The 21,837-nt window shown below is 69.7% G+C and carries 23 protein-coding genes and 1 pseudogene; 12 read left to right on the top strand and 12 right to left on the bottom strand.

Going from position 1 to position 21,837, the window contains the following annotated elements:
• Both AB0B45_RS22125 and AB0B45_RS22120 read right to left on the bottom strand, forming a co-directional pair.
• Positions 1-866, bottom strand: an 866-nt coding sequence (locus AB0B45_RS22125; protein WP_358133253.1) for an ice-binding family protein, incomplete at its 3' end; no start/stop codon positions are given.
• A gap of 1,617 nt (positions 867-2,483) precedes the next feature.
• On the bottom strand, positions 2,484-2,606 hold the full coding sequence (locus AB0B45_RS22120; protein ID WP_358133252.1) for a hypothetical protein: 123 nt from the start codon (positions 2,604-2,606) through the stop codon (positions 2,484-2,486).
• 219 nt (positions 2,607-2,825) lie between these two features.
• On the opposite strand from AB0B45_RS22120, the gene AB0B45_RS22115 reads away from it, so the two are divergent.
• Positions 2,826-2,948 carry a hypothetical protein gene (locus AB0B45_RS22115; protein WP_358133249.1) on the top strand — a complete coding sequence of 41 codons (123 nt, stop codon included), beginning with the start codon at positions 2,826-2,828 and terminating at the stop codon, positions 2,946-2,948.
• A gap of 39 nt (positions 2,949-2,987) precedes the next feature.
• On the opposite strand, the gene AB0B45_RS22110 is transcribed toward AB0B45_RS22115, so the two are convergent.
• The gene (locus tag AB0B45_RS22110; protein ID WP_358133246.1) at positions 2,988-3,437 is read right to left on the bottom strand and encodes a YbaB/EbfC family nucleoid-associated protein; all 450 of its coding nucleotides are present in this window, start codon (positions 3,435-3,437) and stop codon (positions 2,988-2,990) included.
• A 159-nt stretch (positions 3,438-3,596) separates the two neighbouring features.
• Between AB0B45_RS22110 and AB0B45_RS22105 the strand changes: the two genes are divergently transcribed.
• Positions 3,597-3,896 carry a hypothetical protein gene (locus AB0B45_RS22105; RefSeq protein WP_358133244.1) on the top strand — a complete coding sequence of 100 codons (300 nt, stop codon included), beginning with the start codon at positions 3,597-3,599 and terminating at the stop codon, positions 3,894-3,896.
• 114 nt (positions 3,897-4,010) lie between these two features.
• Complete coding sequence (locus AB0B45_RS22100; protein ID WP_358133241.1) at positions 4,011-4,649, top strand: hypothetical protein; 639 nt, start codon at positions 4,011-4,013, stop codon at positions 4,647-4,649.
• Between the two features lie 75 nt (positions 4,650-4,724).
• Here the strand turns inward: AB0B45_RS22100 and AB0B45_RS22095 are convergent, their stop codons facing one another.
• Positions 4,725-5,030: a hypothetical protein gene (locus AB0B45_RS22095; protein ID WP_358133238.1), complete on the bottom strand. Its 306-nt coding sequence runs from the start codon at positions 5,028-5,030 to the stop codon at positions 4,725-4,727.
• Between the two features lie 1,028 nt (positions 5,031-6,058).
• Here AB0B45_RS22095 and AB0B45_RS22090 point away from each other — a divergent pair.
• A pseudogene (locus tag AB0B45_RS22090) lies at positions 6,059-6,166 on the top strand (hypothetical protein); the annotation flags it as partial.
• Positions 6,167-6,336: 170 nt separating this feature from the next.
• On the opposite strand, the gene AB0B45_RS22085 reads toward AB0B45_RS22090, so the two are convergent.
• Positions 6,337-6,474: a hypothetical protein gene (locus tag AB0B45_RS22085; RefSeq protein WP_358133364.1), complete on the bottom strand. Its 138-nt coding sequence runs from the start codon at positions 6,472-6,474 to the stop codon at positions 6,337-6,339.
• A 161-nt stretch (positions 6,475-6,635) separates the two neighbouring features.
• On the opposite strand from AB0B45_RS22085, the gene AB0B45_RS22080 reads away from it, so the two are divergent.
• The 3 genes from AB0B45_RS22080 (at position 6,636) to AB0B45_RS22070 (ending at position 8,260) form a co-directional block, all read left to right on the top strand.
• Positions 6,636-7,067 carry a hypothetical protein gene (locus tag AB0B45_RS22080; RefSeq protein ID WP_358133362.1) on the top strand — a complete coding sequence of 144 codons (432 nt, stop codon included), beginning with the start codon at positions 6,636-6,638 and terminating at the stop codon, positions 7,065-7,067.
• A complete protein-coding gene (locus tag AB0B45_RS22075) occupies positions 7,027-7,173 on the top strand; it encodes a hypothetical protein (protein ID WP_358133359.1) in 147 nt (48 codons plus the stop codon). Before AB0B45_RS22080 ends, AB0B45_RS22075 begins: the two co-directional genes overlap by 41 nt.
• 115 nt (positions 7,174-7,288) lie before the next feature.
• Entirely contained in the window at positions 7,289-8,260 is a 972-nt protein-coding gene (locus AB0B45_RS22070; RefSeq protein ID WP_358133235.1) for a DUF4331 family protein, read from the top strand.
• Positions 8,261-8,290: 30 nt separating this feature from the next.
• On the opposite strand, the gene AB0B45_RS22065 is transcribed toward AB0B45_RS22070, so the two are convergent.
• The 4 genes from AB0B45_RS22065 to AB0B45_RS22050 all read right to left on the bottom strand — a co-directional run bounded on the left by AB0B45_RS22065 (position 8,291) and on the right by AB0B45_RS22050 (position 12,304).
• Positions 8,291-8,746: a carboxymuconolactone decarboxylase family protein gene (locus tag AB0B45_RS22065; protein ID WP_358133232.1), complete on the bottom strand. Its 456-nt coding sequence runs from the start codon at positions 8,744-8,746 to the stop codon at positions 8,291-8,293.
• A gap of 73 nt (positions 8,747-8,819) precedes the next feature.
• Positions 8,820-9,227 (bottom strand): hypothetical protein, encoded by a 408-nt coding sequence (locus AB0B45_RS22060; RefSeq protein ID WP_358133229.1) that lies wholly within the window; start codon positions 9,225-9,227, stop codon positions 8,820-8,822.
• 63 nt (positions 9,228-9,290) lie between these two features.
• Positions 9,291-11,462: a polysaccharide lyase 8 family protein gene (locus tag AB0B45_RS22055; protein ID WP_358133226.1), complete on the bottom strand. Its 2,172-nt coding sequence runs from the start codon at positions 11,460-11,462 to the stop codon at positions 9,291-9,293.
• Positions 11,463-11,491: 29 nt separating this feature from the next.
• Positions 11,492-12,304: an alpha/beta hydrolase gene (locus AB0B45_RS22050; RefSeq protein ID WP_358133223.1), complete on the bottom strand. Its 813-nt coding sequence runs from the start codon at positions 12,302-12,304 to the stop codon at positions 11,492-11,494.
• 91 nt (positions 12,305-12,395) lie between these two features.
• Here AB0B45_RS22050 and AB0B45_RS22045 point away from each other — a divergent pair, with 91 nt between their 5' ends.
• Positions 12,396-13,025, top strand: a complete 630-nt coding sequence (locus AB0B45_RS22045) for a TetR/AcrR family transcriptional regulator (RefSeq protein ID WP_358133220.1) — start codon at positions 12,396-12,398, stop codon at positions 13,023-13,025.
• On the opposite strand, the gene AB0B45_RS22040 is transcribed toward AB0B45_RS22045, so the two are convergent.
• Together AB0B45_RS22040 and AB0B45_RS22035 are read right to left on the bottom strand one after the other, a co-directional pair.
• Entirely contained in the window at positions 12,981-14,123 is a 1,143-nt protein-coding gene (locus AB0B45_RS22040) for an acyltransferase (RefSeq protein ID WP_358133217.1), read from the bottom strand. The two genes, AB0B45_RS22045 and AB0B45_RS22040, sit on opposite strands and share 45 nt — an antisense overlap.
• Before the next feature lie 18 nt (positions 14,124-14,141).
• A complete protein-coding gene (locus tag AB0B45_RS22035) occupies positions 14,142-16,643 on the bottom strand; it encodes an AAA family ATPase (protein WP_358133214.1) in 2,502 nt (833 codons plus the stop codon).
• Positions 16,644-16,707: 64 nt separating this feature from the next.
• Here AB0B45_RS22035 and AB0B45_RS22030 point away from each other — a divergent pair, with 64 nt between their 5' ends.
• Genes AB0B45_RS22030 through AB0B45_RS22020 form a run of 3 tightly spaced genes read left to right on the top strand, consistent with a single transcriptional unit; the run spans position 16,708 to position 19,883 of the window.
• Positions 16,708-17,421 (top strand): hypothetical protein, encoded by a 714-nt coding sequence (locus AB0B45_RS22030; protein WP_358133211.1) that lies wholly within the window; start codon positions 16,708-16,710, stop codon positions 17,419-17,421.
• A 27-nt stretch (positions 17,422-17,448) separates the two neighbouring features.
• Positions 17,449-18,333 carry an ABC transporter ATP-binding protein gene (locus tag AB0B45_RS22025; protein ID WP_358133208.1) on the top strand — a complete coding sequence of 295 codons (885 nt, stop codon included), beginning with the start codon at positions 17,449-17,451 and terminating at the stop codon, positions 18,331-18,333.
• Positions 18,330-19,883 carry an ABC transporter permease gene (locus tag AB0B45_RS22020; RefSeq protein WP_358133205.1) on the top strand — a complete coding sequence of 518 codons (1,554 nt, stop codon included), beginning with the start codon at positions 18,330-18,332 and terminating at the stop codon, positions 19,881-19,883. The genes AB0B45_RS22025 and AB0B45_RS22020 overlap by 4 nt, the downstream gene beginning before the upstream one ends.
• A gap of 9 nt (positions 19,884-19,892) precedes the next feature.
• On the opposite strand, the gene AB0B45_RS22015 is transcribed toward AB0B45_RS22020, so the two are convergent.
• Positions 19,893-20,819, bottom strand: a complete 927-nt coding sequence (locus AB0B45_RS22015; protein ID WP_358133202.1) for a DUF5996 family protein — start codon at positions 20,817-20,819, stop codon at positions 19,893-19,895.
• A 185-nt stretch (positions 20,820-21,004) separates the two neighbouring features.
• Between AB0B45_RS22015 and AB0B45_RS22010 the strand changes: the two genes are divergently transcribed.
• Complete coding sequence (locus AB0B45_RS22010; RefSeq protein WP_358133200.1) at positions 21,005-21,829, top strand: DoxX family protein; 825 nt, start codon at positions 21,005-21,007, stop codon at positions 21,827-21,829.
• Positions 21,830-21,837 lie beyond the last annotated feature (8 nt).

Raw genomic sequence — 21,837 nt, 5'->3', positions numbered from 1 at the left:
GTAGGCGACGGGCTCACCGTCGGCGACACCGTGGGCGACGGGCTCACCGTCGGCGACACCGTGGGCGACGGGCTCACCGTCGGCGACACCGTGGGCGACGGGCTCACCGTCGGCGACACCGTGGGCGACGGAGTCGGCGTCGGCGTGTCGCAGTCAGAGAAGGTGAAGACATTGGTATCGAGGGTGACTGCGGCGTTACGGGCCAGTGCTCGGCCGTCGACAGTGGTGCCTGTTGTCACCGTGATCGATGTCAGGGCAAGGATGGTGCCCACGAAGTGGGAGCCCGTTCCCAGCGTCGCGGAGCTGCCCACTTGCCAGAAGACGTTGCACGCTCGAGCGCCATTGATCAGATTGACATTGCTGGCTGATCCGGTGATGAGCGTCGAGGCGATCTGGAAGATGAAGACGGCGTTGGGATTGCCTTGGGCGTCGAGGGTGAGCGTGCCGGTCAGCCCCAAAGGCCCTGTGGACCGGTAAACGCCTTCAACGAGTGTCTGACCGACGAGGTCACCCGAGACGCTGGCGGTCGGAGCTCGGCCGGCGGCGTTGTCGTATGCGATGACCAAGTCGGATTGTGCTTGAGCTGCGTGGGCATCGTTGATGTGCTGCGTCCCGAGCACTGTGGGGTTCCCGGTTACTGCGCTGCCCGGACTCACGCCCAGATCTCCACCGATGATGGTGGTCCCGGTGTTGGTGACCGTTTGCCCACCCAGAACCGAGTAGCTTCGGGCAGTTCCCAGTGGGACTGGGGCTACTTGCGCTGCACTCTCCCTGGATTGCGCAACGATGAGCACACCTAGGACGAGGAGAATCGCGAGTCCCGCTGCCACGCGGGAGAATTCAGGTCGGCTAAGAAAGGTGCGCATAGAGATAGCTTTCATTCAGCACGTCAGTCTCCTATGTAAGGGCATCGGGAACATCCGACCGTCGCGCCTGCAGAGGGCGAAGACGTCCGGCTGCGCGAGTCATCACCAACCGAACATGCCCCCGTAGAGCGATTGGTGGTTCGTGAAGCCCGAGAGCCCTAGCTCGCGATTCGACACTATCCGGAGACATCGACAATTACGGAATGCCGACCGTTAAAACGGCACATAGTAATCGCCAAACTCCTTGCCTGCCGCCCATTAGGATACTAAATGGGCGATTTCGGATACTTAGCCCGCTTTGGATGGTCGCAACAACTACCGAAAGGGGCATTTAGCACTCTAAGGTTCAAAACCTACCGAGTAGCACCCATTGAGCCGGTTGACGCTGATGTCGATGTGAGAATGGGCGTGCCATTGACGTCGAGCCGGGAGCCACGCCCACGTGTGTAGCCATCCGCTGGAGTCACCGGACGGCCGCCAGGGCAAGTTGGCGAACTCACCAGCAGAGGTGTCGTTTCGCCCTACCTGGAGGCACAGCGGGCGCTGATCTGCTGGCCGCGGAACTGCGGCATGGTCAAGAGCCTGTCGCTGCAGCTGCCGACCCCCTACCTGGGTCGACGCTGGCGCACGGAACGTTGCCGTTTACCACCTGGCGTCGTGGCGGAGGCATGGCCGCGACTAGGCGCAACCACCCAGGGGACCGGGCATGATGAACATGAACTGGTCGATGAGCCATCTCCGCCCTACGCCGCCCCGAGCATCGAGCGCTTCGATAGGGGCGGCGCGGCGCTACTCCGTGCAGGCAGAGCCACATTTGTGGTCACCGTGGCGAACCGATGCCAACGCGTACAGCTCCTAACCGTCTCCGGCGAGCGGGCTCTGGCGATCATCCCTTACAAGAGAGCTGCGATCGGCCCTGTCAGGTCATCTCCACTGCTCCTTCACCTGAGCAGCAGGATCGCCTGACAGAGCTGATCGGCGCTGAGGTTGCCTGCCAGGGCACTGATGAGCAGATGGTCTGCACAGCCCCGGGAGCGACGGGCGCGAAGTTCAGCGAGACGAGGTCGCGGACCATGGCGAGAGTGCCGGTGGCTTCGGCACGGCAGGGGTCAACCGCGGCGGAAGCGGGGCTGCCGGCGAGCAATGGCAGCGACAGTGCGACGGTAACTGTGGCCCGCGCGATTGTGCGGTGCATTCCTTCCTGTACTGCCTTCATAGGTAGGTTCTGACCTTGTAAGCGGGTAGACCGGCAGGCAAGTGCGGCGCATCAAGCCGGACAAGCGCTTGTGCGCGTTGTGCGTCCGTCCGCAAGGCGATCAGCAGGACGTCACGAGGACTCGCGGCCACTTGACCTGTCGGCTCATGCGACATGATCTTGAAGGAGTTTCCAAGCTGACTGCGCGAACCAACGAGTTGGGGTTACTCCAGGTCTAGCCACGGATTGCCCTGATCAACCAGGTAGGCGAACGGTTCAACACGCCCCTCGGACCGAAGGCCCTGAGAATGTGCAGGTCACATGCTCGGGGCATCTTCATCTCCGCCTCCAGAACGAGCCGTGACACTCCGCTGACACTGGTGGGTCCGGATACCGGGATCACGCACTCGCGTCGCCCTCCTTCACCACGGCTCCGTCCCCTTGACCCGCACGACGCCCACCGACCGGCGGACGCTGATCGTCCCGGCCTCCAGGTCGATATGCCGCCAGCGCAGGGCGAGCAATGAGGCCGTGATCGAGAACATCGTCGCCAGGGTCCGCGAGGCGAAGAAGCGACGGCAGGTCTACCCGAAGGGCGCGATGATCCATCGGCCGTGCGCTGTTCGACCGGGCGCGGGTGGTCGCCGGGTCGCGGCGTGCGGCCCGGTCACCGCACAGGATCGCCATGCCCGCCCGATCTGAGGCGTCTCCAGCACCGGCGAGCCGCCTTCGAGATGGGCCGCCAGGTCGGGCATGGCGAACTCATGGGATGGGCGCACGAGATAGCAGCGTGGTTCGCCCTCGTCGAAGGCCGCTACGAGGACGTCATCGACCGCAGATCGCTCACCGGCTGGGCCCGCCCGTCCGCCCCCGGACGGGAGCCGTAGACGAGCGACCGGCGTCGGACCCCGAACCGGACTCTCCCCTCAGCTGCGATCCCTGCGCCACAGCTGACTGTTCGCCATGCCTTCCATGGCATCGGCGAAGAACTCGTGGGACCGCATCAACCGCTCTTCCACCTTGGCGGGGTCGAACGTGCCCTGGAAGAACTTCATGCTTCCCGTGGCCTCGTTCAGCAGTTCACGCGCCTTGCGCTCCCCGTCGTCCTGAGCATCGCGAATCGCCTTCATCAGCTCCTCGGCCAGGGTGGGGCTGTCCAGGCGCATCACGCGCGGGTTGAGCTCGATCTTCTCCACGCGACCGTTCCCGTCGGTGACCACACCGATCAGGCCGTCAGCGCCCGTCCCCGCACCGCGTATCTCGCCCAGCTCTCCCTCGACATCGGCGAGACGCCGCATCGTCTGCTCCGCTTCCCGGCTGACTCGTTCCAGGGCATCCGGATCGAAGTCGTCGGAATCAAATCGGAAATCAGACACGACAGTCCTCTCTTCGCACTGGGTGACCCCAGGTCACATAAGTCACTCATGACACAGGACAAAACATAAGATACTATCCTCGCCATGTGAACGCCGCGTTACATGGCGGCAACACACGAGAAACCGAGGGAACCACCCGGAGCAGGGGGAAGTGGGCGCGTGGCTCAGGACATCCATGTCACCTCCACCGCTATCGCGAGCATCCAGCGGAACCTCACCGAAAAAGTCCTGCCTGCCTTGAGGAGACTCAAACAAGAGATCGGCAGCACTGACGTCGGCTTTCCCGGATTCGGCACGCTGGGCTTGGTGATGATTGGCCAGTACAGCCACACGCAGGACGATGTTCGGCGCTACATCGATGAGGCCATCGACACCGTGCTGGAGTGGATCAAAGCGCTGGAGACCATCAAGACGAACTGGCTCAAGGCCGAGCTCAACAGCACCGTCGTCTACAGGTGACAACCGAGAGCTGGGGGAAACATGGCGGCTGAACTACCATTCCGGCTGTTCCACAAGGCGGCCTTGGACGCCTTGAAGGATGCCGCCAGGTCGGCTCCCGCCCTCTGGACAGGAGTGGGCATCGTGCTCACGGCGGTGGCGAACGTTCCGGGAATGGGTAACGCCAAGGCGAACTGGGGCGCCCTCGCCAAGGCCCTTGAAGTCGAGTTTCCCAGCATCGTCGGCAACGCCGTCTTTCTGTCCCGCGCAGACTGGATCGCCGACGACCGGGAAGCGTTCCTGCACGCGACCGCGCTGTTCGGTGGCGACCTGCAGAAGCTCAGCGGACTCTGTTACAACTTGGAAGGCCAGGTCGACGAGGTACGCGACGCCTACACCCGCTACTGGCAGGAGATCGCGGCACTCGTCGTCGTCGTCCTCGGCTACTTGGGGGCGTGCCGCCTCATGATGCTCACGCCATATACAAGAGTCCAAGCGGAGATCTGGCTCAACCGGCTCGTCACCTTCACCAACTGGATCATCACACAGCAGACGAAGATCCTTGCGGGCTTCGTCGCCGTGGCCGGCACCACCCTGGCCACCAGCAGCCAGTCCATGGCGCAGCTGTTCAACATCAAGCCGACCGGCAAGGTCGAGATCAACTTCACGAGGGCCAAGATCGTCACACTGCCTCCGCCTCAGTACGTGGCCCCCAAGCGTGAACTTCCAGAGCACTACAACCCGACCCCGCCCCCCGCGACACCCGGTCGCTGATTTCCGGACGTCCGTGGGCCTGTTGCGAAAGCCTCTGGTCGCGCCGCATTTGCGCGGGAGCCTTTCGCGATAGCCCTATTGCGGTCGCATCAGGTCAAGGTCCTCGCCCCATGGGTCCAGCACCGCGCCGTGCCCGGCGCGCCGGACCGCCGCCTCCACATGGGCGAAGATGCGCCGTTGCAGGGACACGTCGCCCGTTCCTGAGATGCGGTGGGCGGCGTCCAGCAACATGCCGGTGTCCCAACCGGGCAGCGGGTATCGGGCGAGTTCCCATTCCAGGTACTTGTTGTAGGGGCGGGGCGACGGTCCATTGCGAAAAGCAGCTCCAGCAAAACCAAATGCTGTCGGCGGCGTCGAGGCGGGCCGCGAGTGAATGCCCATCACGGTCGTTCTTGACGGAGCGGTAGAGAGAGTTGGCATAGGCGTCGAGCCATTCGCCGGAGTCCCGGAATGCATCGTCGGCGTCGAGCCGTGCCTTGGCGGCCAGGATGTGGGCGATGCCTCCGTCGAGCCGGTCGAACACGACCCTGGCGCGGGCGAGGGCGTCCGCGCGTTCCCTTCCCGCCTTCGCCACCAGCGCTTCCGGAACCCCCGAACCGGTTCGTTTCGCGATTAACCCCAGATGGATTCGCATGGCAGGGAAAACTATCCCGCCAGGGCGGTCGGCCCCGGGTCGAGCCGGACTGATCTGGATGGCACTGCTCTCGCCGACCCGTTCGAGGACATATCGGAGCAAAAGGTCGCGGTCTGGTGCAGTTCTATTCGCAATCCAGCTCCACGCAATCCCGACCTGTCCCTTCGAAGGCAAACGCCGCGCTTACCATGCGCTCAACGGGCGCTGACCTGCCCCTTCCTATCGTGAGGGCATGAGGGTACGTCCCAGCGCCGCGGCGATCGTCCTGTCCAGGAACCCGCTGCGCCTGGCCATGGGCAAGACCTGGTGCGCCTACCACCCACCTGCGATCGGAAGCCGCACGTGATCGGCAAGACCGCGTGGACGCCGCTCCTGCTCATCCTGTCCCCCGTGGCCTTGGCCTTGACCCTCGGCATGGGCTTCGCGGCGCGTACGCCCGGCTGGACCGCGGCCGACCTGGCCGAGAGCGAGGTGGTCCAAGGCGCGCGCGCCCCGTGGCTGACCACGGCGGCTCAGGCGCTCAACATCGGCTTCGACACCCTTCCCGGCCTCGCCCTTACCTTCGTCCTCACCGCGACGCTTGTCGTCATGGGACGGTGGCGCGCCGCCGGGCTCACGCTGGTGGTGATCGTCTCGGGCTGGAGTGTCAGCCCGCTGTTCAAGGCGATCGTCGCCCGGCCTCGCCCGCCCGCCGCCCACGCCCTGGTCCACGAGGTCGGCAACGACAGCTTCCCCAGCGGCCACGTGTGCCTGACCCTGTCTCGTCATCGCCCTCGTGCTCCTGACCAGACGCGGCACCGCCTTCCGCCCGGTGCTGGTGGCCGGCAGCCTGTTGGTGGTCGCGCAGATGCTCGCCAGGGTCTACCTGGGCGTGCACTACCCGACCGACGTCGTCGGCTCGATCATCGCGACCACCGCCGCCGTCTGCCTGGTGATGGCCCTGAGTCGCCTGCCGTCCCTGGGCGTGCTCGTGCTGCGGGCGGCCAACCGCCGAAGGGCACGCAGGGCCGGCCCTCCCGATACCCGGCAGGTCAAGATCCTCCTGCTGCACGCCTACGGCATGGGCGGCACCATCCGGACGGTCTTCAACCTCGCGGGCCGACTGGCCGCCGACCACGACGTCGAGATCGTCAGCGTCGTCAGGACCAGGGAGCGGCCCTTCTTCCCCGTGCCCTCCGGCGTTCGCGTCACCTTCCTGGACGACCGCACGGGCCGCCGTCCCGCCCGCTTCCCCGCACTCGCGCCTCTTCGCCGCAGCCTGCTCATCCCGCGCCAGGAAACCGCCTACACCACCTTCGACCTGCGACCTGGGCTTCGGCTTCACCACCGCCAAGTCCAACACGCTGAGCCGGGTGGCCGTCGGCGGGCGCTCCGCGCACCACAGCTTCGCCTGCCGGATGCAGTCGCACGACAACCTCGTCGAGGACTTCGAGATCGAGGCGTTCACCGTGCCGGTGCCGTCGGGCGCCGTTCACCACGGCCTCAACCTGGAGGGGCTGTGGTCGGGCAACGTCTGGCGGCGCGGCAGGATGGCCGAGGGGACCTTCGACACCCACAGGGCGCTGCCGTTCGAGAACGCCAGGACGGACATCACGCTGGTGAACAACGGCCGGGTCGGCGGCTCGGGCGCCTCGGGGCCGCTGTTCGGGGCCCGCATCGCGCACTGGAACGTCCGCGTCACCGGTGGGAGCCCCTACGCGCTCACGATCGCCGACGTCGCGCCCCCGCAGCGTCACCATCGGCGTGCAGGGCGTCAACGGCACCGACAGCGAGCTCACCCCTGACTTCGAGGGCGACCTGGAGAGTCTGACGGCCGACCACGGCACGCGCCCGCACGTCACCGACCTCTACGCGGCCCAGCGCGACCGCCTCGGCTGGGACGCCCGGTAGGAGGGCCGCGGGGATGGTGGCGGACCGGGAAGATCACGGTTAGCCTCGTCATTGGGCATCCGGCGTCTCCCCGGTCAGGTCGCCCGTACAGCGGACACCTCGATCGGAGACGGCCATGTCCCACCATCTCAGCGGCCCGAACCTGCGCCCGCCGCGCGGTGACGCGCGTCTCGACCTCACCGACGTGTTCGCCTTCCCTTCGCCGGGCACCCCGGAGAGCACGGTGCTCATCATGAACGTGAACTCGTTCGCGTTCGACCCCACCCACGGCCCGCACCCACACCCCGAGGCGGTGTACCGGCTCAACATCGACAACGACGGCGACGCACGCGCCGACGTCGCCTTCAGCTTCGTCTTCTCCGCGCCCAAGGACGGCCGCCAGACGGTCAGCGTCTTCCACGGCACCGACGACGACGCCAGGTCGTGGGAGCCGGCGGGCAACGAGATCCTCACCGACGTCCCCGTCAGCTTCGGACCGGAGCCGGAGATCGCCGAGACGGGCTGGCTCAGGTTCTCCGCGGGGCTGCGCAGCGACCCGTTCTTCGCCGACCTGGACGGCATCGGCAAGGGCTTCGAGTGGACCGGCGTCGACACCATGGCCGACAAGAACGTCATCGGCATCGTCCTCGAAGTGCCCGACTGGATCCTGGGCTCCTCGCCGCGGATCGGCGTGTGGGCCAGGGTCTGCCTGCGCGAGGACGGCGAGCTCGTCTCGGTGGATCGTGGCGCCCACCCGTCGCTGACGGCCTACTTCAACGCCGAAGGGGCCAAGGACGACTACAACCGCGGCGAACCGGCCGACGACGTGGCCGCCTACCTGGACGCGTGGGTCGCGGTGCTCCAGCACACGGGTGGCTACACCGCCGAAGCCGCCAGGGACCGGCTGGCCACCGTCCTGCCGGACATCCTCCGCTTCGACAGGGCCGAGCCCGCCGCCTATCCCAACGGCCGCAGGCTCGACGACGACGTCACCGACGTCCGGATCGGGATGATCACCAACGGCAGGGTCCCCAACGACGGCATCGGCCCCCACACCGACCTACTGCCCGTCTTCCCCTACCTGGGCTCCCCGCATCCCCGGGCGTGAGGCCGGCATCCCCTGTCGACGGCCGGGGGCTTACCCCCAGGCGGCCGCCACCTGCCTGGTGGTGGCGTTGAGGCGGTTGAAGAGGTTGGTCACGCCGACCATGAGAATCAGGGCCGCCAGCTGTTGCTCGTCGTAGTGCCTGGCCGCCTCGTCCCAGATCTCGTCGGGCACGGGGTCGGACGTGTCGTTGAGCCGCGTGGCCGCCTCGGCCAGCGCGAGCGCGGCGCGCTCCGCGTCGGTGAAGTACGTGGTCTCGCGCCAGGCCGCGACCGACCAGAGCCGCTCGTCGCTCTCACCGGCCTTCTTGGCGGTGCGAGCGCCGGCGTCGACACAGGCGCCGCATCCGTTGATCTGGCTCACGCGCAGGTGGACGAGCTCCAGCGTGGCCTCGGCGACCCCGCCCTTCTTGGTGGCCTGGAACACCGACTGGATGGCCGGCATGGCGTCGGGGAGGATCACGGCCGGGTTCTTCATACGTGCCCGCATGTCTCATGCCCTTTCGAGGTGTGTGTTGCGGTTCGGCACTGGCATGACACGGGTCGGCGGAAAAATGTGACGCTCAGCCCTGGTAGACGGCGAGCGTCAGAGTGCCGGGACGCCGGAGGAATTCGGGGATGTCCGTCTTCACCCGGACGCTGATCGTCACCGTCTTCCCTCTGAGCCGCTCGCTTCCCAGGGTCCCGTAGCCCCCGCGATCCGGATTCGGCACCCTGCCGCAGAGGCGTCCGAGCATGGTCAGGCGACCGTTCACCCTGGCGTCCAGGGTGAACCGGGCAGCGATGTCCCCGTCACAGAACGCGATGATCCGTACCCGCCGACTCGTGTTCGGAGCCGCGACGAACGCGTCGTAATCCGCTCGGTCCGCCATCCAGGAGCCTCCCTCGGTTACGCGGTTCACCCGGACGACGCCCGCGGCACGCGAGAAGGTTGCCCGGAGAGGGAGATCTGCCGCCTGCGGGCTGACCACGATGACACGAGGAGGACGGCATGGAGAAGGACGACAACGACCTGCCGAAGACGGGCGCTGCCGCTAGGCCAGCCGTACGGTCACCGTCGTCGAGCCGCCGCCCTCGTCGGCCAGCCGCCCCCAGACGAGCGTGAGCTTCCGGCCCGTGGTGGCGGCCGACAGCAGCGGGTGTCCGCGGAGCACCTCGGCCACCGGCCTGTCCCACGTCACCGTCAGCTCGTCCAGGTCCCTGCGAGGGTCCGACACGGTGACCGTGACCGTGCCGTCGCCTGCCTCCCTGACCAGGACCGCGCAGGGGGCGGAGGCGGTGAGAGCTCCCGCGACCCCCTCGTTCCAGAAGTTGACCGCGGTGATCCCCAGCGAGGAGATGTGGACGCCCTGCTGCCTGGCGGTGTTGGCCAGCACGCGCGCCCACTCGGGGTCGGCCGCGCGCGCCATGGTCGCTCCCGCGCTCGCGCCCGGCATGAGCAGGTAGAGGTAGCCGGCCGCCCTCGGGTCGACGCCGTGGTCGAGCCAGAGCGTCACGTAGGCGCGCGTCGCCGAGCCGCCGGTTCGCCGTTCGCGCAGGGTGCGCAGGCGGGCGCACGGCAGGACGTAGCCGCCGTGACCCTCCAGGTGCGCCCAGCCGGCCACGCCGTCGACGGTGAGGGGCGCGTCGGTCCTGCGGTTGTCCACGATGGTCTCGACGGGGACGCCGTCACCGCTGGAGATCCCCGCGCCCATGCAGACCACCGCGTCGTCGAGGAAGAACCAGGACTTGAAGGCCTCCATCGTGCTTTCCAGGCCGTTGAGGTGCTGGCCGACCGTGGCGTACATGCCGTCGGTGGCGCCGCCGACCCAGCGGCCCTGCGGGCAGGTGTCGCCCCACTCGCCGCCCGCGCCGTCGGGCAGCGGCACGGTGGAGACGGTCGTGCCTGGCAGGCGGTAGGGGTCGACGGTCTGCCAGAAGGAGTCGGAGTACTGCTCGCCGTGACCGTCGGCCCACCAGTAGAGCAGGCCCGAGCCGGTGTGCCAGCCGCGCAGGTTCTCTCCGTTGCCGTGCTCGTAGTGGCCGATCGTGGCGGAGGCCATGCTGAGCGCCGCGCACCAGCCCGGCCTGCGGTGGACGGCGCGGGCGCTCATCGCAGGCAGCCGGTGTCCCGCGGGCTCGGGGAGCGCGGGGATCGTGTCGTCGTCCATGATCGCGGCGAGGCGGGCGTGCGCGGCCAGGTCGAGCGCGGGCCGGTGGGCGGCGCGCCGTACCCAGCCCTTGACCATGCCCTGCCAGCGGGCCCGCTCGGCGGCGGAGGCGGACTCGCCCAGCAGCAGGATCGCGGAGGCGAGCTCGTGTCCTCTCCGGTGGTCGCCGTACGGTCGCCTGCCGATCCCCCTGCCGCTGACGAGGTCCATGCAGAAGCCGTCGTGGACGAACGGCGCGAAGGACCGCTCGACCGCGTCGAAGACGTTCTGGTCGGTGAGCTCCCACGGCGTTCCGCGCAGCACCGCGAACAGCGTCGCCAGGCCCGACAGCAGCACCAGGCCGTATCCGCCCTGGTAAGGGACGGTCGTGTGCTGGATGAACGAGCCGTCCCTGTAGATCCCGTCGCCTTCATGGACGTACGGGAAGACGGGGGCGAGCGCGGAGGCGGCCAGCGCGGCCTTGCCCCGGTCGGCGCCGAGGACGGCGCGCAGCAGCATGACCGTGCACTGGTCCACCCTGTTGGCGCCCGTGCTGGTGCCGCCGTAGTCCCTCAGCACGCACTCGGGGAGGAAGTGGTCCACGGCGTCGCGCAGCGGCCCGCTCCGCTGCTCCGTCAGGTGCGGGCCGATCAGGACGGCCGCGTCGAGGAGCCGCTTGGGGATTCCGATCTGCCAGTTCCACCAGTTGCCCGTGGGGTCAGCGCCCGCGGCGTACACCTGGCGCCGGTAGTGGTCGATGCCGGTCGCGACCGCCGCGGCCAGGCTCTCGTCGCCCTCCACCGCGTAGGCGCGGGCCATGGCCTGCAGCCGCGCGGGCGTCTCGGTGTAGGAGGGGAATGCCAGATCGGGCCAGAGCGACCCGCCGCGCGGCGCCATGCTGTCGCGGTATCTGCCGGCCATCGCGCCCAGCCTGGCCCGGTACGGCCCGCCCGCGCCGAGCCCTGCCGTTACCTCCAGCCAGCGGCGGCGCAGCAGGACGAAGGGCTCCTCCCCCTGGGCCGGGATCGCGGCCACAGCGCCGAGCTGGAGGAATAATCGCCGGGTCAGACCCTTCACGCCTCGATTATCCAGGCGGCGCCCGCCCGCTAGCCGAGGAAGCGGCTGAGCGAAGGGGCGATGGCGGCGGCCGCGACCTGGTGGTCCTGCCCCTCGAGGGAGTCGAGCAGGGCGGAGGGGAGCACCTCGGCCAGCGCCTGGGCGGCCGCGGCGATCCACGGCTCGGTGTTGCCGCCGTAGAGCACGAGCGTGGGCACCTGAACGGCGGCGAACCGCTCCAGTTCCTTCACCTCGCCCGACATGGTGGACCCCATCACGGCCGCGTCGTAGGAGAGGGTGTGGGCGATCTGCTCCATGCCCGGCCAGTGCGGGCCCTGACGCATGCCGTCCACGTACTCGGAGGGGATGCCGACCGCGTACGTGAGGAACATCGCGGCCGCGTCGCCGCGGCGTCCCTCCGCGACGGCGGCCTGGAGCCGCTGACGGTAGTCGTCGGGCACCGGGGCACGGTCGCCGGTCACGACGAACGGCGGCTCGTAGAGCGCGAGTTGGGAGATCGGCGAGCCGGCGCGCGCGGCCTCCAGGGCGAGCACGGCGCCGGAGGAGACCCCGCACAGGGCGGCGGCGCCTCCCGCTTCGGCGATCAGCGCGTCGAGGTCGGCGATCTCGGCGGCGACGGAGTCGGCCGCGGTGACGTCGGTGGCGGCGGCACCGCTCTGACCGCGGCCCCTGCGGTCGTAGGTGTAGACGGTGAACGAGGGCGACAGCAACTCGGCGAGCTCGGCCGCCATGGGGTTGACGGCGCGGTAGGCGGTGGCGCCGTCGACGAGGATCACCGCGGGGCCCGAGCCGACCCTGTCGTAGGAGATCGCGGTGCCGTCGGCGGAGTGGACGGTGGCCATGGGAGTGCCTTCTTTCTTCGAGGAGCTGCGGTACTAGACGGTACAGTACTCAACCAGTACGGTACTGTCTAGTACTGGGAGGAGAACTGAATTGACCGACTTGACACCGCGGGCAGCCGCGAAACGTCAGCAGATCATGGATGCCGCCCTGGCCGTGTTCCTGGAGAACGGCTACGTGGGCGCGAGCATGGACCAGGTGGCCGCGCTCGCCGCGGTCTCGAAGCAGACGGTCTACAAGCAGTTCAAGGACAAGGAGCACCTGTTCCGGTCGATCATCGAGGACGTCGGCGACCGGGTGGACGACCCCTTCGTCGAGATCTCGGAGCAGGTCGCGGAGACCGACGACGTCGAGCGGGCGATCCACGAGCTCGCCGGCAGGTTCGTCACCACGATCATGGATCCGCGCGTGCAGCAGATCAGGCGGCTGGTCATCGGCGAGGCGGTCCGCTTCCCCGCCCTTGGCAGGGCCTACTGGGAGCGCGGCTTCGGCCGCGCCATCGCGACCGTCGCCGGCTGCTTCGCCCGGCTCGACGAGCGCGGGCTGCTGAAGGTCGAGGACCCGATGACGGCGGCCAACCACTTCGCCGGGCTGCTGCTGTGGATCCCCAGCAACCGGGTGATGTTCCATGGCCGCACCGACGCCGTCTCCGCCGAGGAGCTCGGGACCTTCGCCGCGTCAGGGGCGCGCGCCTTCCTCACCGCGTACGGCACGCCCTCCTGAGCGGGCCCAGGCCAGCCGCTTGGCCAGGCGTTGGGCAGGTAGCTCGACGAACCGCTGCGTCACGTACGCGAGCGGCAGCAGCACGAGGACATACGACCAGGCGGAGGGAAGCCGCAGCAGCAGCGGATGCAGCAGGTAGGTCGAGTAGCTGATCACCCCGAGGTGGGTCAGCCACCGCGGGTAGGACAGGTGCCGCAGCGCGAAGAACGCCGCGAAGCAGGCTCCCGCCGCGACGATCGCGGGGGCCCAGCCGGGGTCGTCCTTGGCGAAGAGCGCGCACCCCAGAACGACTGTCAGCGCCGCCGCGGCCGTGCGCCAGCGGATCTGGCCGCGCTCCGCCCTGTGCACGGCCGTGCCCGCGAACATCACCGCCAGGATGATCAGGCCCTGCCACGCCCCGATCCTGCTGCCCAGTGCCACCAGCGCCAGCGCCAGCGCGCCGCCCGCCACGGCCGCCGCCGTACGCACCCGGCCTGTCCCCCACATGGTCACGGCGATGGCCGCGAGCACGGGCAGCCCGAGCAGCGCGAGCCACCCGCCGATCACCGCCCCCGGCAGCACCAGCCCCAGGGGTACGGCGAGCAGCGCCAGAGCGGCGGCGACAGGGGCGGACCTGTGGGCGTGGCCCGTGCTGAAGAGCGCGACGGTGATCAGGTAGAACGCCATCTCGTACGAGAGGGTCCACATCACGCCGATGACGGCGGGCACGCCGAGCAGTTCCTGCAGCATCGTCCCGTTCCCGAGCGCGACCAGGAACAGGGGCTTGGTGGTGAGGCCCTGGTGAAGCTCGTAGGCGCCGCCGTACGCGAGCAGCAGCGCCAGCGCGATGGCCACCAGCAGCAGCGGGAGCAGCCGCAGGCCCCTGCCGACCCAGAAGGCCCGCACGTCGCCGTGGCGCTCCAGGGAGGCGGGGATGATGTACCCACTGACCAGGAAGAACACGAAGACGCCCCAGGTGCCGACGTCGATCCTGCGGTCGACCTCCGCCCACGGCCCTGGGAAGTAGGTCCAGCCCGCGTGATGCAGGACCACGGCCAGCGCGGCAGGCCCTCTGACGGCGTCGAGCCAGCTCAGCCGCGAGGGGGTGGGGGAGGACATTCGCCCGACTATATGGGCTTATGTGAGGTGCAAGTGGGCCAATTCCGTCCTGTTGGAGACGCCGAGCTTGGGGAAGGCCCGGTACAGATGATGGCCCACGGTCTTCGGGCTGAGGAAGAGCTGGGCGCCGATCTCCTTGTTGGTCGCCCCTGTGGCCGCCAGCCTGACGATCTGGAACTCCTGCGGGGTCAGCTCGCGCAGCGAGTCGTCCGCGGAGGGCGCGACGACGGCCTCGCCCGCCGCGCGGAGCTCGGCGCGGCAGTGGTCGGCCCACGGCACGGCCCCCGCCTGCTCGAAGGCCTCCATGGCCGACCTGAGCTGGATCCTCGCCTCGTTCTTCCGCCGGGACCTGCGCAGCCACTCGCCGTAGTGGAGCCTGCTCCTGGCCTGCTGAAGCGGCAGGTCGGAGCAGGAGACCGCCTGCTCGTAGTGCTCCTCCGGGTCGTCGGCGAGCATGGCGAGGCAGCGCTGCCGTACGGCGAGCACCCACGGCACGCCCGACGCCAGTGCCCAGCTCTCGTACCTGCCGAGCGCCTCCCCGGCCGGACGGCCCGCGCGGATGGCGGCCTCGACCTGGTCGGCGGCGAAGCACGCGCCGTGCGGGCGATGGGCCATGCGGCCGAGTCTGTCGAGCGCGGACTCCCACCTGCCGGTGACCAGGTCGTAGGCGGCGCGGGCGCGCTCGGCCCAGTCGCCGTTCAGCTCGTCGCCAGGCTGTTCGCCGCGCAGCGCCGCGGCGTGGGCGAGCAGCCCGCGGGCCGCGACCGCGTGCCTGCGCTGCCCCGTGTCCTCGGCGATGCGCAGGGCCTCGGCCGCCGTCGTCTCTGCCGTCTTGGTGGAGCCCAGGAGTGTCTCGGCCTCCGCGAGGACGGCGAGCACACCGGGCAGCCAGCCGATCGCGCCACGGGAGCGCAGGTCGGCTGCCAGCGCCTGCAGGTGGTCGCGGGCGGTGGCGAAGTCGCCTGACAGCAGGGCGAGGGAGGTGGGGTTGAGCTGGAGGCCGTCCCTGCGTTCAGGTGCCTGGCCGAGGTGTCGCCTGATCAGGTCGAGGCCCGTTCCAGGGTCGGCGGACAGCAGCTCCACGGCGCCGCTGACCAGGCCCGCACGCCCCTCGCCCATGCGGTCCCTGACGGCCCGCAGCCCTTCGGCGTCGCCGACCGACCAGGAGACGCGCGCCGCCTCGACCAGCAGGTCCTGTCCCGCGTCGAGGAGGAGCCGCCAGGCGGACTCGGGCGAGCCGTGCTCGAACTCCAGGCGGGCGCGCAGCCGTACCAGCTCCTGCGAGGTCCCTCCGAGGTGCGCCGACTGGTCGAGCAGGACGCGGGCCCGCTCGCCCTGCCCCGAGTCGGCGGCGAGCGCGGCGGCGGCGGTGAGCCTGCGGGCCCGTGCGGCCGGGTCGGGGGTGAGCCTGGCGGCGCGTTCGAGCGCGGCGGCGGCCTCGCCGTACCCGGAGACCTCGCGGGCGGTCGCGGCCGCGGCCTCCAGCGCGGCGGCGACCTCCTCGTCGGGGCCCGTGGCGGCGGCGGCCAGGTGCCTGGCGCGGCGCTCGTCCGAGGTGACGTCCGCCAGCGCGCGATGGACGGCGACGCGTTCGCCGAAGGAGGCGCTCTGGTAGGCGGCGGCGCGCACGAGCGGGTGTGGGAAGTCCGCGCCGGTGACCAGGCCCGCCCGCTCGGCCGGGGCCAGTGCGCCGATGGGCAGCCCCGTCGCCCTGAGCGCGGCGGAGAGCTCGCCCTCGGCCGCCAGCGCGAGCAGCAACATGCGGGTGTCGGACGGCAGGGCGGAGACGCGCTCCTGGTAGGCCTCCTGGAGGCGGTGCGGGAGCGGGAGCGGCCCCGCGGCCAGCGAGTCGACCTCCATCCGGGGCAGCTCGATCAGCGCGAGCGGATTGCCGCCCGACTCGGCGACGACACGGTCCCTTGTGGCGGGCGGCAGCCCGGGGGCGCGCTCGGCCAGCACCTCCAGGGCGGCGGCCCGGTCCAGCCCCTCCAGGCGCAGCTCGGGTAGCCCCGCCGTCGTGAAGAGGTCGCGCTCCACGCTCCTGGTCGCGAAGACCAGCACGACGCCATCGGCCTCCAGCCGCCTGGCGGCGAACAGGAGCGCGTCCAGCGAGGCACGGTCGATCCAGTGGGCGTCGTCCAGCAGGCACAGCAGCGGGCCCTGCTCGGCCAGCAGCGTCAGCGTGGCCAGTCCTGTCAGGAACCTGTCCTGCCCCTCGGGCCTGGCGGCCAGCCCCAGCACACCGCGCAGCGCGTCGGCCTGCGGCTGCGGCAGCGCGTCGAGGCCGCCGAGCAGCGGGCGCAGGATGAGGTGGAGCGCGGCGAACGGCAGCTCGGCCTCCGTCTCCACACCCTCGACGCGCAGCACGCGGATGCCCGCGTTGTGAGCGGCGGCGTCGAGCAGAGCGGTCTTGCCCGTGCCCGGTTCGGCCCGGATCACGAGGGCGGCGCTGTGCCCCTCCCTCGCGCCCGCGACGAGCGCGCGGAGACGGTCCAGCTCTCTCTGACGGCCATGCAACATGGAACGCAACATATCGGGCGAATGTCCGATACCTCGATTCCCATCCGGTTCCTACCGTCGGCCTATGTTCTCCCTGGACGAGCGGGACCGCCGCTGGACCCTCATGCGCGACCTCATGGACACCGAGCACGTCGAGGCAGTGCTCGCCTACGACGGCTCCTACCTGACCGACGCCGCGGACACCACCGCGATCGTGCCCAGGCACGGCGCCCCGGCCTGCCTGGGAGCGCGGTCCCCATGGATGGAGCCGCGCGCCGCCAGGCACGCCTACGGCATCGCCGAGGCCGTGAGAGTTCTGGGGCTCGACTACTCGCGGGTCGGGGTGGTGGGGCTGGACGACGTGCCGTATCCGGTGTGGGCGAGCGTGCTCCGCCAGCTGCCGCAGGTCACGTTCCGATCGGTGTGGCCGGGCTTCCTCCGGCGGACGATGCCGCAGTCCTGCGAGGAGCTTGCAGTGATCATGGAAGGCGCCGCCATGAGCGCGTCCATGGCCGAAGCCTCGGGAGGCGAGGTCTCCCTCCGGTACGGCTTCCGCGAGACCGTCCACCGGCCAGGCCCCGTCGAGCGCCCCGTACTCCGCCCGGGGACGCTGTTCGGCGAGGTGAAGCTGAGCGAGGGCCAGTCGCTGCACGGCCTCAACCCGCGCGGCGCGGTCCACACGGCCGGGGGCGAGATCGTGGGCTACGACCTGGAACTCGTCGAGGGGATGACGTTCGCGCTCCGCACGCCTGACGGGATCCGCACGCTCATCATTGGGCATCTGCCCGATACCGACTGATCTCCCGTGTTCCTAGATTTTCGAGTCATGAACACCGCGATCTCCATCCACGGGCTCCGCAAGAGCTTCGGCAAGGCCCAGGCCCTCGACGGCCTGAACCTCGAGGTGAACTCGGGTGAGGTGCACGGCTTCCTCGGCCCGAACGGCGCAGGCAAGTCCACCACGATCCGCGTCCTGCTCGGTCTCATGCGGGCCGACTCCGGCACCGCCGTCCTGCTCGGCGGCGACCCGTGGAAGGACGCCACCGAGCTGCACAAGCGGCTGGCCTACGTGCCGGGCGACGTGAACCTGTGGCCTTCGCTGACCGGCGGCGAGGTGATCGACCTGCTCGGCAGGCTGCGCGGCGGCCTCGACGCCACCAGGCGCGCGGAGCTGATGGAGCGCTTCGAGCTCGACCCGCGCAAGAAGGCCAAGACCTACTCCAAGGGCAACAGGCAGAAGGTCGCGCTGGTCGCGGCGTTCGCCTCCGAGGCCGACCTGCTCGTCCTCGACGAGCCGACCTCGGGCCTCGACCCGCTCATGGAGGCCGTCTTCCAGCAGTGCGTCCTGGAGGAGAAGCACCGCGGCAGGACTGTGCTGCTGTCGAGCCACATCCTGTCGGAGGTCGAGACGCTCTGCGACCGGGTGAGCATCATCCGCGCGGGGCGCACGGTCGAGTCGGGGACCCTGGCCGAGCTTCGGCACCTGACGATGACCAGGATCACCGCCACGCTGTCGGGCCCCGTGCCCGACCTGCCGTGGGCGCGCGGCTTGGCTGTCGAGGGCGAGCGGGTCACCTTCCAGGTGGCCGACGAGGACCTCGACAAGGTGATGCGCCGTCTGGCCGAGGCGGGGATCGTCAGCCTCGTCAGCCAGCCGCCGTCGCTCGAAGACCTGTTCATGCGGCACTACTCGGAGAAGAGCGACCGATGAAGACTCTCGTCAAGCTGATCCTGCGCCGCGAACGGGTCATCGCGCCGATGTGGATGGTGCTGCTGGCCGTACTGGCGGCGGGGCAGGCCAACAGGTACGCGACCACCCTCCCGTCGATCGGCGACTTCGCCAGGGAGATGGCCGCCAACAAGGCGCTGATCGCGTTCGCGGGCGAGGTCTACTCGCCCACGGTGGCCGGGATGGCGGTGTGGAAGAACGCCGACGCGATCTACACGATCATCGCCCTGCTCGCCGTCCTCACGGTGGTCAGGCACACCCGCGCGGAGGAGGAGTCGGGCAGGGCCGAGCTCGTGGGCGCGGGCGTGATCGGCAGGCTCGCGCCGCTGACCGCCGCGCTGACGGTCACCGCGTCCACCATGGGGCTGGCGGGCCTGCTGGTGGCCCTCTCGATGGCCGCGATGGGCTTCGAGCTGCCGGGCTCGCTGGCCTTCGGCGCCGCGATCACCGCGATCGGGCTCGTCTTCACCGGCGTCGGCGCGCTGGCCGCGCAGCTCACCGAGGGGGCGCGCACCGCCATCGGGCTCGCCTCGCTCGGGCTCGGTGTCAGCTACCTGCTGCGCTTCATCGCCGACGGCAGCGGCCTGACCGCGCTCAAGTGGCTCTCGCCGCAGGGATGGAGCCACCTGGTCAAGCCGTACGGTGACGACAACTGGGCGGCCCTGCTCCCCAGCCTCGCGCTGACCACGCTGACCGTCGCCGTCGCCTACCGGCTGGCCGCGCGCCGCGACGTCGGCCACGGCGTCATCGCGCAGCGGCCGGGCCCCGCCGGATCCACCTCGCTGCGCGGCCCGCTGGCCCTGGCATGGCGGCTGCAGCGGGGCCTGCTGACCGGGTGGACCATCGGGTACACGATCGCGGGCCTGGTGCTGGGCGCGCTTGCGCTGTCGATCCCTGAGGTATCCAGGCAGGGCGCCGCGGTCGAGGAGTTCCTGCGCCGCTACACCGCGGGTGAAGGGGCCACCATGACGGAGGCCTACCTGTGGCTGATCGCGCTCAGCCTCGGCTACGTCGCCGCGCTCTACCCGCTCCTCGCCCTCCTCCGCCTGCGCAACGAGGAGGTCGCGGGACGCGCCGAACTGCTCCTGGCCACCCCGGTCGGCCGCCTGCGCTGGGCCTGGAGCCACCTGGTGTTCGCCCTCGGCGGCAGCGTGGTGATCCTCGCGGCGTCCGGGCTGGCGATGGGGCTGGCAGTCGGCGACCCGCTGGGCGTCCTGCCGGGCACGCTGGTGCAGGTGCCGGCCGTGTGGGTGCTGGCGGGGGTCGGCGTGCTCGCCTTCGGCCTGCTGCCCAAGGCCGCGGCCGGCCTCAGCTGGGCGGCCTTCCTGTTCGTCAACCTCTTCGGCGAGGTGCTCGGCCCGATCGTCGGCATCGACTACTGGATCGCCAAGTACTTCGTGCCCTTCCCCAACCTGCCGATGGTGCTCTCCGGTGAGGAGTTCGCGCTCGCCCCCGTGGCCGTCATGGGCGCGCTCACGTTGGTGCTCACCGCCGCGGGCCTGACCGCGCTGAGGCGCAGGGCGCTCCTCTGAGGCCCCCGGTCAGGTCGGTTCCCGGTAGTAGGGGTCGGTGACGCCGTCGACGCTGGCGAACTTGGCGGAGTCGCAACTGGTCAGCTTGGCGCCCGCCTGGTAGGCGCTGGTGAGGAAGCCCAGCACGGTGGCGATCGGGTCATCGCTCTCCCTGACGTCGTCGTACTTCAGCACCGCCAGGTGGCTGCCTCTCGACGGGATCCAGGCCGCCCAGTCGGGCCACAGCGGCTGCTCGTTCAGGCCCTTCGGCTCGGGCGCGGTGTAGGAGTAGAACGCGGGCCACGGCCGTTCCTCGTCGCCGAACCAGAAGCCCGCGCTGATCACCTCCCAGCTGTACGCCTCCCTGGTCACGGCGTCGGTGTCGGACGAGGCGCCGACGACCCTGCCGGTGAAACGGGTGACCGCGAGGTCGAAGGTGTGCCAGAAGTGGTGCACAGGGCTGGTCTTGCCGCAGAAGTCGGCGGCGAAGCGCTCGAGCACCTGGGCGACCTGCGACAGGACGACCCAGTACCTGTTGACGAGCGCGGGGTCGTAGGCCGCGTGCTTGGTGTCCTGGGCGAACGGGGTGCCGTCCACCATGTCGTACGGCACCGCCTGGATCTCCACGCCGATCCCGAAGTCGTCGAGGATCTCGAAGAGCCTGGCGTAGAAGCCGGCGACCGACTGGCCGACCAGGGAGAACTCCGCGCTGCGCCCGTCCGTCTTGTCGACGACGAGGCGGTGCCCGACCAGGTCGAAATCGATGCTGAACGGATCAGGCAGACCCATCGGTCTGGTGGTGAGCCCACGCCCTGTCAGGTGGAAGGGCACGTTCCACCAGTGGTTACGCCGTGGGCTCGCGGCCAGGCGCACCTTTCCGACGATCTGCGCGAACCTGTGGAAGGTGTCCTTGGTCTCGCGCCACTCCTCGTACGGCATGGCGGGAAAGAGCTCCATCGACCCATGCTGCCCGGAGCATAAGCCGCCAGAACCCCCTCTCAGGCGATTTTCCGGTCACCCCTCGTTAATCGCCGCACATGGGATCTGTGACATGCATAGCCAAGGTCAAACCTCTCCTCACAAATTCCGACATCCAATGCTTTCGCGGTACAGGAGGGAAGGAACGGAGCGGGAGGATCTTCATGACTAAGAGAATCGGCAGCGACCTCGCACTGCTCCTCGCCCGTGTGATGGTCGGCATCATCTTCATGGCTCACGGCCTGCAGAAGTGGCACGTGGGGATGGACAGCACGACCGCCGGCTTCACCCGGCTCGGCGTGCCGAGCCCGCAGCTCGCCGCCCTATTCGCCACCGGTGTCGAGCTCGTCGGCGGGGCGATGCTCGTCATCGGCCTCGGGGTGCGGATCGTGGCGCTCGCACTGCTGGTGGACATGGCCGGAGCCGGGATCTTCGTCGGGGCGCGCAACGGCATTTTCAACAGCACACCGGGCTGGGAGCTCGTGGTGGCGCTCGCGGCCACCTGCCTGGTGCTGTTGGCGCTCGGCGGCGGCCTTCTCGGTGTCGACGGCATGCTCAACCGGTGGTCCGCCACGCGGGACGAACGCATCGACAACGAGGAGTCGCCCCCGTCTCCCACGGTGCCGACGGGGGCGGTCATCGTCTCACGCGTGTCCGACCATCCCTCCGCCGCCCGCCCCTTCACCGTGGAGAGGCCGACTGCCCGGTACTCCCCCGCGGCCGCCGCTCGCCCCGCGCCCACCCCCGGTCCCGACCCGGTCCACGACCTCCCCTTGGGCCCCGTCGCGCACGAGACCGTGAGCGGGCCGGACGGCGGCCAGGAGGACGCGGGCGCGGGCAAGCACGCCGTGCCCCCGCAGGCCGGCGCGAGCGAGCCCCAGCCCGAGGCGGAGAGCACGGAGCTGCGCGACCTGCGCTCCGAGGTCGACAGGCTCAAGGGCGAGCTGGCCGCGGCCAGGCGCAGGCGCGGCGCAGGCGGGCAGGCCTGAGCCGCCCG

It is taken from the genome of Nonomuraea sp. NPDC049152 (assembly GCF_040648355.1).
Classification (GTDB): domain Bacteria; phylum Actinomycetota; class Actinomycetes; order Streptosporangiales; family Streptosporangiaceae; genus Nonomuraea.
The sequence above is the reverse complement of the archived record's forward strand: the minus strand, read 5'-3'. Positions and strand labels throughout refer to the sequence as shown.